Genomic DNA, 11287 nt, shown 5'->3' with positions numbered 1-11287 from the left:
AACCGCAACTAAATGTCCAAATCGCGCAACTAAAAATAAATTAATGGGAAATATTAAGTATTTTTTGACGAGTAGCATACAACCCGTACCCCAGCCCATCATTCGCCAAAATCAAACTTCACGCCAGTCAATTCCTCCGACACCTGCCACAGACGCTTCGCTACTTCTTCGTCAAGTGCAGAAGGATGCGGTGTCTCCAGTGCCGGAAAGCCTTTGCGGCGTCCTGGCCCGTCCGGCCCGATATATTCGCCGCCTGTCAAATCAGGATCAGTTGCTGCATGTACAGTGGCGAGTGCCCCGATTGCCGGCGGCTGCAGATAATATTTATTCACCAGCTCGCGGAGGAACAGAGGCGCATCCCGTTTTCCGAGCTTAAAAATATTCGTGGCGGAGACGCCGGGGTGGCAGACGACGCTGATGGTGCTGGCGCCGTGCTGTTTCAGGCGGCGGTCGAGTTCCAGCGCAAACAGCATATTCGCAAGCTTGCTTTGATTATAGAATTTTTTCGCCTGATACCCTTTCGAGCCATCTAAGTTATTAAAATCGATGGCGCCGCGGTTATGGGCAAGGCTTCCGATCGTTACGATGCGGGATTCCGGTGTTTTCAGCAGCAGCGGCAGGAGGAGGGCAGTCAAAGCAAAATGGCCGAGGTGATTGCTGCCGAACTGCATCTCAAAGCCGTCTTTCGTTTTGGAATACGGCGGGATCATGACGCCCGCGTTATTGATCAGTCTATCGAGCGACTCGAAATCGCGCAGGATGCCATGAGCAAATGCCCGGACACTCGACAGATCCGCGACGTCGAGTTTCCGTATCTCCACCTTTGCTTCAGGGTGAAGCCGAAGAATTTCATTGAGCGCGGCGGCACCTTTTGTTTCATTGCGGACCGCGAGCACGAGCCGCATGCCTTTGCCGGCCAGCACTTTGGCCGCTTCCAGGCCGATGCCGCTGTTGGCGCCGGTGATGATCACCGTTTTGCCGGATAAGTTTCGTTCCATATGTATAGACTCCTTTCACGTGCTGGGCTTTCGCTCTACTTACTTCCATTGTAAACGAATCAAATCTGGAGGGCAGGCCTGAAGCCTTCATATGCTCAACTGCGAAAGCTCTTTTTGTGAGCCAGCTTACAATAAAAACTGGAATTTTTCCGAAAAAAAAAGCCCCCGTTAAAACGGGGAGCTTAATTTATCTTTTGCTGTGGTGGTGGTATCTCATCCATTTACCGACGTATCTTCTCTCTTTGATGAGTTTTTTCGTAACGTTTTCTTTATAGTTTTTGTTGAATGTTTCTCTCTTCTCTTCAGCTACAGTTTTTACAGTTTCGCCATACCGATTATCTTCAGTCACTTGAACATCTTTGCTGATGATCTTGCCGTGGCGGAGGTTTTTGCCTTTAAATTTAATAGTAGTAACAGTTGTTTTGACAATTGTTACAGGAGTAGTGAAAGTCGCAATTTTATCAACGCGTGTCACTTCATCCCATGTTTTAACTTTGTTAAACTCGAAAGTTCTTTCAAAAGTAATTTTTCTGTACAGGTCTCTTCTTGGGTGCTTTTCTTTTTTAACGTCGTAGAATGTTCTGTAAAATTTTTCTGATGCTGATTTAGGGGTAGTGAAGTATTCTTTAAATCTCTTTTGTTTGACGATGCTTTCACCTGGTCTCTCTTCAACATTCGTCTTAACAATCGTCGTTACGCCTCTGTCTTTGTAGATCTTTTCATTTGATGCCGGAGCTGGAGCGTCTCCGTTTGCCATCGCTGCAGAAGTAAATCCGAATGCCAGCAGAAGAGTTAATAAAATCATTGATAATCTTTTCATTTCTCTCTCTCCTTAAAAATTGGATTTTGTACTCTTCACAGGGCATGAGACAAGACAGATAATTCTTGGCCGGGTCCAGTTGCAAAGACTATGAAATTAGGTGTTGCTCTACTTTTCAGCGGCCGCATCCAAGTAGTGATCCATGGATTTGAAAATATTATATTATAAAGGTCAAAAAAATACTATAAAATTCAGAATTTTTTGCGGACAAGTTTCTATCAAAAAATGCCCGTATTTACGTTAATAAAAGGAAACAGGATATAATAATGGATAGACTGGAAGTGAGTTTAAATCCTGAGGCTTCTAAAAGGCACTTCTGCCATCCGTTTTCTTCCATCCGTTTCATGGAAAGATGTTTTTAAGCAAATCAACAGGGAAAACAAAATTAAATTGAAGGAGGAGTTGCGTTAATGGATTATAAAAATATTACAGTGGCAGGAAGCGGTGTACTGGGAAGCCAGATTGCTTTCCAGACCGCTTTTAAGGGGTTCGAAACAGCCGTTTACGATATCAGCGATGAAGCCATCGGCAAATCGGAAGAACGCATGATGAAACTGAAGGAAAATTACATGAGAGATTTAAAAGCCACGCAGGAAGATGTGGATGCCGCTTATGGGCGGCTGACTTTTCATACGGACCTTCCGGAAGCGGTGGCACAGGCGGATCTGGTAATCGAGGCAATTCCGGAAGTCACCGACATCAAAATGGATTTTTACCGAAAGCTGGGCGGACTGGCACCGGAGAAAACGGTATTCGTGACGAATTCTTCGACTTTATTGCCGAGCCAGTTTGCTGAAGCAACTGGACGACCCGAAAAATTTCTGGCCCTGCATTTCGCCAATACGATCTGGATCAATAACACAGCCGAAGTCATGAAACATCCGGGGACGGATATGAAGATCTTTGATGAAGTGATTGAATTTGCAAAAGCAATCGGCATGGTCGCACTGCCGCTGTATAAAGAGCAGCCGGGCTATATTTTGAACTCGCTGCTCGTGCCGTTTTTGGAAGCTGCCGAATTACTGCTGGTCAAAGAAGTTGCGGATGTCGAGACAGTCGACAAGACCTGGATGATTGCGACAGGCGCACCGCTCGGGCCATTTGCCATCCTGGACGTCGTCGGTATCCGTACAGCGCATAATATTGTGCAGGCGAAAGCTGCTGCGACGGGCAGAGAAGATTTTGTGAAACTTGCCGGGATGCTGCAGACAGAATACCTCGATAAAGGCAAAATTGGCCGTGAATCCGGAGAAGGCTTCTATAAATATCCGAATCCTGCATTCGCCGACCCAGGATTCCTGAAAAACTGAAAAGCAGCGAAGAAATTTTCTTCACTGCTTTTTGCCGTTCTGTTATTTCAACTGGTTATCATTCCCGCCGTATGCGTTCCAGGGCGTTTTCGTGAATAATCAAATCAGAAAGGCGCAATTGTTCTGCGGCTTCATCGATCGCCTCCCCGCATTGATCGGCGAAAACAAGCTCGCCGCTTGTGACTGAGTAGCAATCGCCGCTGCCGATCGGCTCCGTGAGATCAGCTTTATAGTAGAAATCGCTGTAACGGAATGAGCCATCACGGAAGACAGTGATATTGTGCTGGCCGTCAAGCATTGAGTTGCCCAGCATATAAGGCGGATCAATATCGATCAGATCCAGGACTGTCGGTGCAATATCGACCTGGCCGCCGACGCTGTCATTGGTTTCACCGGCAGTTTGGCCTGGTGCTTTGATAAAGAGCGGCACACCATGATCCAGTTCAAAAAGATCGACTGCCGCTTTCGCACCGGCATCGTCTGCCAGTTCTGTTCCCGCCTGTGTCAATCCGCTGTCATGATCGCCGTAAAAGACGATGAGGGAATCTTCCCATAATCCTTCACTTTTCAGTTGGCCAATCATTTCACCGACTGCTTCGTCGACATAATGGACAGTATGGTAATAGCCTTTCACCAAATCGTCTTCATAACCGCTGAGATCCAATTTTTCCATGTCTGCCGGAAACTCATACGGCGTATGGCTGGTCAATGCAACCATGAAGGCGAAGAAAGGTGTTTCCAGATCGGCTGCATAGTCAACGGATTCCGACAGAAAATCCTTGTCATTCAAAGCCATGCCGATCTGCTGTTCTTCAGAAAAGTCTTTTTTGCTGTAAAATTTATCGAAGCCGATATTGTCATAGAAAATATCACGGTTCCAAAAACTCTTTTCAAATGCGTGCATGGCAGCGGTGTGATACCCGTAACGCTGCAGATGACCGGGCAATCCGTCAAAATCGTTGCTGGCGTATTGAGTATAGACGGAGCCCGATTTGATCGGAAGCATGGAAGAAAGCGTCAGAAATTCCGCGTCTGACGTTCTTCCCTCATGGGTCTGATGATAAAAGTGAGGGAAATAAGTTGCGTTATCCTTTAATTTGTTCAGATTCGGGGTCAGTTCCTGGCCGTTTATTTCCTGGTCGATGACAGAGGATTGAAAGGATTCCAATTGAACGACGATAATATTGGGCAGGTTCTCAGGAATCGGAGCCGCTTCAATTTCCGGCAGGGTATCGGGCAATAAATCCAGCTGCTCTGCAGAGAGGCTGCTGGTGCCGGCAAGACGCGCGGCTCCTTTCAGAAGGTCTGCTCCGTGGTAGCCCCAAAAACCAAGCTGATAGTATTCACGCATATTGGATATCGGGTTATCGACGAGCCATTCTTCCTGCTGCAAATAGCTCCAGGTAACAGGAGTGAAGAAAACGATCAATCCGGCTGCCAATCCGGCGCCGGCAATTTTAAACTTCTCTTTTCGCGGCAGTGTACCGGTATTATTGCGGATAAAATAGAGTACTGTGGAGAAGAGTAGAAGATCCGCGAAAAACCACAGGTCCTTCCAGGCCACGAGAGTCATAAAACCACCGCCGACACTGCTCATCTGTGGAACATCGGCAATCAGCGTGACACTGAGGAGATCTTCGAAATAACGGTAATACCATATGTTTGAAACGACCAATGTGCTGTGAAGAAACAGCAGGGATAAGAGCACCCAGCGCCTTGTTCTCGCTTTCAGCAATAATGTCCAGCTTGATAGCACCAGGACGGAAGCCAGGTTCAGTATAAAAAAGCCGACAGAAAAATCGGTGTCTGTGTAAACGCTGAAGAGGATTAATTTTGTCATTGAAATTGCCAAATAGATTATATAGTCAAGAAAGATCATTCTAGGGTGCACCTCCAGTAGCGAAATCGAAAAACCCTTTATTTTTCAGTACCTCTATTTGGCGCGGGAGAAACATAAAACAGCATGTTTCAGTTATGCCCGTACACTGTTAAACCAATAAAGACGACAGCCTTTTGAATTGTCACATCCCCGAATCATCTGTAAAATCGAAAATGCAAATGGAAAGGCAGAGGTTGTCTATGACAGCATTGGACTGGATTTTTACAGCAACAGCGATCATTTGGGTCTTTGAATTTATCCTGTTCCGCAACAGAGGGACAGGGGCGGAAGATCCAGTTGAAAAAGGATCTTTTGGGCTGATTTTCTCAGCACTGGCAGGAACGATTGCAGCTGCGGCGCTGCTCGGTGAGATGCGGTCGGTTCCGCAGGCAGAACCGTTGCTGAAAATTGCAGGCATCGTGCTTTTTGCGGCTGGCGTTTTTCTGCGGTATTGGGGGATCATCCATTTGAAGGCCCAGTTCACCCGCCATGTGACAGTGCGTAAAGGAGACGGCATAGTCAGCTCGGGCCCTTACCGGAAACTGCGCCATCCTTTGTATACGGCATTATTATTGATCGCCGTCGGCATGTCACTTTATTTCCAAAGCATTGCAGCTGCTGCAATTGGCGGAGCTTTCGTCGCCTGGACTTTGTCAAAGCGGATGAACGGCGAAGAAGCCATGCTTATTGCGGAATTCGGTGAAGAATACAGGGAATGGATGAAGCACCGGGCGAGGCTGATTCCTTTCATCTATTAGACGAAATAATGACAAAACGCCATCTCAGCACGAGCTGAAACGGCGTTTTGTTTTGTTCGATGAAAAGAAGCTCAGACAATCCTTCTGCCGCTTTTGCCAAGTGCATAATAGATGCCGTGCTGAAGACTTTGCAGGCATTCGAATTTTTTCAGGTTATTGTCGGATTGGACGATGACCATCGCCAGTTCCGGCGAAACACCGACCAATATCGTTTCAATGCCAAGCAGGCGGGAAGCAGCCCCAAGTTTATCAATCAGCCTGGCCGTATGTTCGGAAATGTGTTTGTGCAGCCCCGTCAGATCGAGCAGCAGGTACTGGGCCTGATGTTTTGGCAACTCGCTCAGGGTAGTGATGATGAGATCTTCCGAACGGTCCTCGTCATAGCTGCCGATCATTGGCACGACAACAATTTTTTCCAGTACCGGAATAATCGGCGAAGAAATTTCTTTGATGAGGTTTTGAAGCATTTTCGTCTTGTCATCGACCATCCGCTCAAGTTCCATAATCTTCATGGCTTCCTGCTTTCTGGACATTTCGTGGATATTCGACTGCACAGTGACATCGGAAGGGTAATATTCAACGATGCTGTATGGATTTTCGCTGTTTTGGTACTGGATAACCGAATACCAGAAATTGGTGCCGAAAAGACCGGTCAATACACCCGCGTAATGGGAAGGCACGAAAATCCCATCCAGTTCTTTCTGTTTGCGCTGGTTCATTTTGTACTCCCAGTCATCCTGGATGTGAAGCATAAAACGTTTGGTTTCTTCATCCATCTCAACGATTTTCACTTTGCCCCAGCCTGCAGGTGCATATGTATTGGACAGCCATTCAACCACATTGGAAGTGTTGATGTTCTTCATTTCCCGGAATCCTTCACCGACAACTACGCCTTGCCGGTATCCGGTAGTTTCAAGCACCAGCTTTGTTGCCTCAACTCCTGAAATCTCCCGGATCGAATCGAAAAATGTCTCCATTGCAGAAATCCAGAAAAACACCACATCTCCGCCATCGAATAAGACTTCACCCGTTTCGAGATCCCATTTCAGATCCACATCGCCAACAGTAATCTGCTTTTTCATCATCATAATTGTTCCTCCGATTTCCTGTCTATTCACCATTAAATTTCATGAACAGCAGTCAACTAATAAAAAATGTATAATTTCTGTATCTTATTCCCTGATTTTAAAAGTTTTAAGCACTTCCCGACTAAAATATTTCAGTGAACGGAAATGAACAAAAAAGCGGCACCCCCGAAAGGAGTGCATCGCTTTTTGTTCACTTAATTTTCAATCAGGTGGCTCAGGTAGCCATAGCCTTCTGCTTCCATTTCATCAGCCGGAATGAACAGAATGGCTGCGCTGTTGATGCAGAAGCGCAGGCCGCCTTTGTCTTTCGGGCCGTCATTGAAGACGTGGCCGAGATGGCTGTCGCCTGCCCGGCTGCGGACTTCGGTGCGCAGCATATTATAGCTGGTGTCGACGTGTTCTGTCACAACTTCCGGGTCAATGGGTTTTGTGAAACTTGGCCAGCCGCATTTCGAATCGTATTTGTCGGCAGAAGAGAACAGCGGTTCACCGGTTGCGACATCAATGTAAAGTCCCGGTTCATAATTATCCCAGTATTCATTGGAATAAGCGGTTTCGGTATCGTTCTTCTGCGTAACGTTATACTGAGCTTCGGTCAGTTTCGCTTTCAGTTCTTCATCGCTTGGCTTAGGATAATCCGCCGGATCGATCAAAGCGGGAATTTCCTGATCTTCAAGCGAATCAAATTCAATGTGGCAATAGCCATTCGGATTTTTTTCGAGATAGTCCTGGTGATATTCCTCCGCGAGGTAATAATGTTCCAGCGGCTCGACTTCCGTTACAATCGGCTTGTCATAGCGCTCTGCTTCAGCAGCCATAACCTTATCGATCACGGCGCGGTCTTCCTCATTTTCGTAATAGACACCGGTGCGATATTGGGTTCCTTTGTCATTGCCCTGCTGGTTCAGCAGGGTCGGATCGATGATGATGAAAAACTGGCTTACGAGACTTTCAAGGTCAATGCGCTCCGGATCATATTGAACATGAACCGTTTCGGCATGTCCCGTGTTTTTGTAGAGGACTTCCTCATAAGTCGGATTTTCCGTTGTGCCATTGGCATAGCCTGAAGTCACATCATAGACGCCGTACACACGGGCCATGTATGCTTCGACTCCCCAGAAACAGCCACCGGCAAACCAGATATCTTCCAGATTTTCCGTGTTGAATTCCAGATCCTTATTCGGATTAGCGGGAAAACGGGAAGTGTTCCCGGCTGCATCCGCCGTCGTGTTCGTGATGGAGGAAGGAGCTTCGGAAGTTCCGGTTGAACCGGGCATCGAACAGGCAGTGAGCAGCATAAGAAACAGCAGAAGAAGGGAGAATTTTATCTTCATTTCAAGCGACCGCCTTCCATTATTGGATGTTTTCAAATGTCTCGTAAATCTGTTCATTGCTGACATGCCCAGTCTGGCTTTTTACCATAACGCCGTCGCTGCCGATAAAGACGGATGTCGGGTAGCCGATGATTCCGTATTCATCGAAAGCAGGCCCGCCTTCATCCAATAAAACCTTGATGTTTTCCGTATTGTCGACGCCTTCAAACCATTTCGCAAACGACTCACTGCTTTTCTCGGCATTCGAGTCAGGGGAAACAATGGTCAGTACTTCGAAATCCGGTTCTTCGCCGGCCAATGTATTCAGTTCATTCATGCCTGCAAGGCAGATTGAGCACCAGGATGCCCAAAATTTGATATACACTTTCTGGCCTTCATATTCAGACAAGTCGTGCGTTTCTCCCTGCAAATCCACCAGCTGAAACGGGGGAGCAGGTTTGCCGTCATTCAATTGCCCGGCACCTGATATGGTCTGTCCGGCCGAACATGCGGAAAGCAATAAGGCGAATAAGATGAAAAGAGGCAAAACCGTCAATCGTTTCTTCATTGGAAATCACCTTTTCATTCGGGATGTCAGCGCTTACTTCCGCTTCTCCCCCTATCATATAGCGAAAATAGCCAGAAAGATATTCAGTTGTCTCAGCAAAGCGGGAAAAGGGCCAATTGCATCAGTATGTTCCACAAGCGAGTCAGATGAACATAAAAAGACGCTCCGAAAGACTGAGGTCCCTGCTGCTATCCTTCTATCAACCTGTGCAGATCCATGCGGTACAGGCGGCATCTCTCCAGCACGCTCGGCACTGTCAGTCCGGCCGCATCCATTTTCACCAGTTCTTCGAAAGTGACGAATTGCGCATCACAAACTTCACCTGGCTGAAGCTTCATGGCTGCCGGTTCAATTAATTCGGCAGAGCGCCAGATATAGCTGTCACGAAAATAGTGGCCGTATTTTATTTCGCCGATTTTCTTCAATTGCTCCGGAGCTGCAAGCAATCCTGTTTCTTCTTCCAGTTCCCGCGCAGCGCCTTCAGCACTCGTTTCGCGGGCAGTGATCGATCCGCCTGTAATTTCCCATTTCAGCGGATAGGTTTTCGCAGGGTCCCGCTGCGTTAATAAAATTCGGCCATCCGCATTTATCGTGAATATTTCCACTACAACGTGATATTCGCCTGGCGTCAATGCTATGTCGCGCTGATGCGTTTTGCCAAGCGAATTTCGCTTTTCGTCCACAAGATCCCAGTATTCCATGCCCATCACTCCCATGAGATGATTATAGTAAATTGGCAGCTGGATGGAAAGGACGGAAATTCCGAATCGGATAAAAGCATCCATCTATTATTGAATGGAATAAACGAAAAATAAATAAGGTGTTTTCGGAAGAACTTGGATATACTGAATGGGAACGTGCAATAAGCATGAGTATATTGAATTGGGGATAGCAAGATGGGTTACATCGAAGATTTACGGCAAATGGTAGGGCACCAGCCACTGATACTGGTTGGGGCAGTTGCAGTCATCGTTGACGAACATGGCCGCCTGCTGCTGGAAGAAAGACGATTTCCAAAAGGCGCATGGGGTTTGGCAGGCGGATTGATGGAACTCGGGGAATCGACAGAAGATGTCGCGAAAAGGGAAGTATTTGAAGAAACCGGGCTGGTGGTAAATGACTTGAAATTGATCAACGTCTATTCCGGGCCGAGACATTTTGTCAAAGCGGAAAACGGCGATGAATATTTTGTGGTCACAGCCGCTTATTACGCGGAAACATTTGAAGGCGAATTAACGGTGGATGAGCTGGAATCAATCAGTTTCGAGTTTTTTTATCCGGAAGAATTGCCGGAGCGCATTGTGAAAAGCCATCGCCGGATTATAGATGAATACCTGGAGAAATTCCATTCGGCGCGTTTTATGCCGATGAGATGATTTACTGAAAAGGCCGATTCCAAAATGGAACCGGCTATTTTTATTGTGAATATATGGAAGGTTTTGAAACGGGCTGTGTCGAATACCTAAAAGCAAGGGGGAAGATACATGACCAGAAAAGATAATGTTGCAGCAAAAATGCTGCAGGTGCTTGGCGTAATAATCATTGTCGCCTATACTTTCCGCGCACTTGCGATAGTGGATGAATTTAATGGCGGCACAGCATTTGAAGTGTTTCTGCAAGGGCTGATATTCGGGATGCTCCTGATTGGTTTTGGGGAAGTTATCAGGCTGATGCAGGGTCTGTTCAATCAGCGGGAACCTTTCCGGCCAGTTGAAGACGGGGAAACGGAAAGAAGAGCAGCATTGGCGAAAACGGGTGAAAGAACGGTGTCACTCGAAACCCGCAACAGAATAATGGATTATTATGCAAAGCAGAACATGATTGTGGACGATATCGAAGCGACGCCATACGACAGCTATTTTATCGTCCATCGTGATGATGAACGGGATATTGTCGATTTGAATAATTGGGAAGTGGAAATCCTGACAGAAAATCAATTGCGGAGCCAGCCGGAATTGCGTGGTTTGATCGAATAGAAGTGCGAAAAAAATTGAGGAGGTACATTAATGTTTTCTTTTGAACACATAGCTATTATGGTGAAAGATATGGACAAATCGGTAGCTTTTTATGAACAGGTTTTCGGTTTTGAAGTTCGATTCAGAAAGAAACGGGCAGATCGTGAAATGGTGTTCCTTTTTTTAAAGAACGCACCGCAAATTGAAATGGAACTCATCCAGGACATTGATCCAATACGCTCATATAGCTCGGAAGGCGTTGTAAATCATTTGGCATTCCGTGTAGAAGATTTGGAGAAGGCGATTGCTCATATCAATGAAAAAAGCACGCTGACTATTTCACCCGAAATCAAGCCGGCGGCGGAAGGGAAGATGGTCCTTTTTGAAGGATTGAATGGTGAAATACTGCAATTGATTGAAAAATCATAAACAGTCAGCTTGCTGTTACTGTCAGAAGCATCGCCTTATTTATTTTAATGAACCACATTGAAGATGTTCCTGGGGAACATCTTCTTTTTTATTTATAATCAATTTCGGCCCCTATTAACAGCTCCAAATTGGGTTAGCGCAAATAAATTCTAATCTGCGCAAATAAATC

Annotated in this window: 12 protein-coding genes; 5 read left to right on the top strand and 7 right to left on the bottom strand. The window is 46.4% G+C overall.

From position 1 onward, the window contains the following. Positions 1-98 precede the first annotated feature (98 nt). Positions 99-998: an oxidoreductase gene (locus KW93_RS04015; protein WP_033541686.1), complete on the bottom strand. Its 900-nt coding sequence runs from the start codon at positions 996-998 to the stop codon at positions 99-101. A 187-nt stretch (positions 999-1185) separates the two neighbouring features. Continuing rightward, positions 1186-1818, bottom strand: a complete 633-nt coding sequence (locus tag KW93_RS04010; protein WP_033541685.1) for a hypothetical protein — start codon at positions 1816-1818, stop codon at positions 1186-1188. A 410-nt stretch (positions 1819-2228) separates the two neighbouring features. Here KW93_RS04010 and KW93_RS04005 point away from each other — a divergent pair, with 410 nt between their 5' ends. Next, positions 2229-3128 (top strand): 3-hydroxyacyl-CoA dehydrogenase, encoded by a 900-nt coding sequence (locus tag KW93_RS04005; protein ID WP_033541684.1) that lies wholly within the window; start codon positions 2229-2231, stop codon positions 3126-3128. Between the two features lie 58 nt (positions 3129-3186). Here KW93_RS04005 and KW93_RS04000 read toward each other — a convergent pair whose 3' ends face one another. Then, entirely contained in the window at positions 3187-5007 is a 1821-nt protein-coding gene (locus KW93_RS04000) for an LTA synthase family protein (RefSeq protein ID WP_033541683.1), read from the bottom strand. Between the two features lie 200 nt (positions 5008-5207). Between KW93_RS04000 and KW93_RS03995 the strand changes: the two genes are divergently transcribed. Then, entirely contained in the window at positions 5208-5765 is a 558-nt protein-coding gene (locus KW93_RS03995) for a methyltransferase family protein (protein WP_033541682.1), read from the top strand. 71 nt (positions 5766-5836) lie between these two features. Here KW93_RS03995 and KW93_RS03990 read toward each other — a convergent pair whose 3' ends face one another. From KW93_RS03990 to KW93_RS03975, 4 genes are all read right to left on the bottom strand, one after another. After that, positions 5837-6853, bottom strand: coding sequence for an STAS domain-containing protein (locus KW93_RS03990; RefSeq protein ID WP_033541681.1), 1017 nt, complete (start codon positions 6851-6853; stop codon positions 5837-5839). A 194-nt stretch (positions 6854-7047) separates the two neighbouring features. Then, positions 7048-8187 carry a peptide-methionine (R)-S-oxide reductase MsrB gene (msrB, locus tag KW93_RS03985; RefSeq protein ID WP_033541680.1) on the bottom strand — a complete coding sequence of 380 codons (1140 nt, stop codon included), beginning with the start codon at positions 8185-8187 and terminating at the stop codon, positions 7048-7050. A gap of 19 nt (positions 8188-8206) precedes the next feature. Further along, positions 8207-8734, bottom strand: a complete 528-nt coding sequence (locus tag KW93_RS03980; RefSeq protein ID WP_033541679.1) for a TlpA family protein disulfide reductase — start codon at positions 8732-8734, stop codon at positions 8207-8209. A gap of 188 nt (positions 8735-8922) precedes the next feature. Beyond that, a complete protein-coding gene (locus KW93_RS03975; RefSeq protein ID WP_033541678.1) occupies positions 8923-9435 on the bottom strand; it encodes an NUDIX hydrolase in 513 nt (170 codons plus the stop codon). Positions 9436-9630: 195 nt separating this feature from the next. On the opposite strand from KW93_RS03975, the gene KW93_RS03970 reads away from it, so the two are divergent. From KW93_RS03970 to KW93_RS03960, 3 genes are all read left to right on the top strand, one after another. Further along, complete coding sequence (locus KW93_RS03970; RefSeq protein ID WP_033541677.1) at positions 9631-10110, top strand: NUDIX hydrolase; 480 nt, start codon at positions 9631-9633, stop codon at positions 10108-10110. Between the two features lie 108 nt (positions 10111-10218). Next, positions 10219-10710: a hypothetical protein gene (locus KW93_RS03965; protein ID WP_033541676.1), complete on the top strand. Its 492-nt coding sequence runs from the start codon at positions 10219-10221 to the stop codon at positions 10708-10710. 30 nt (positions 10711-10740) lie between these two features. Then, positions 10741-11118: a VOC family protein gene (locus KW93_RS03960; protein ID WP_033541675.1), complete on the top strand. Its 378-nt coding sequence runs from the start codon at positions 10741-10743 to the stop codon at positions 11116-11118. Positions 11119-11287 lie beyond the last annotated feature (169 nt).

The sequence above is a fragment of the Planococcus sp. CAU13 genome (genome assembly GCF_000775575.1).
Classification (GTDB): Bacteria; Bacillota; Bacilli; order Bacillales_A; family Planococcaceae; genus Planococcus.
Note: the sequence above shows the minus strand (reverse complement) of the source record. Positions and strands in the feature narration are given on the sequence as shown.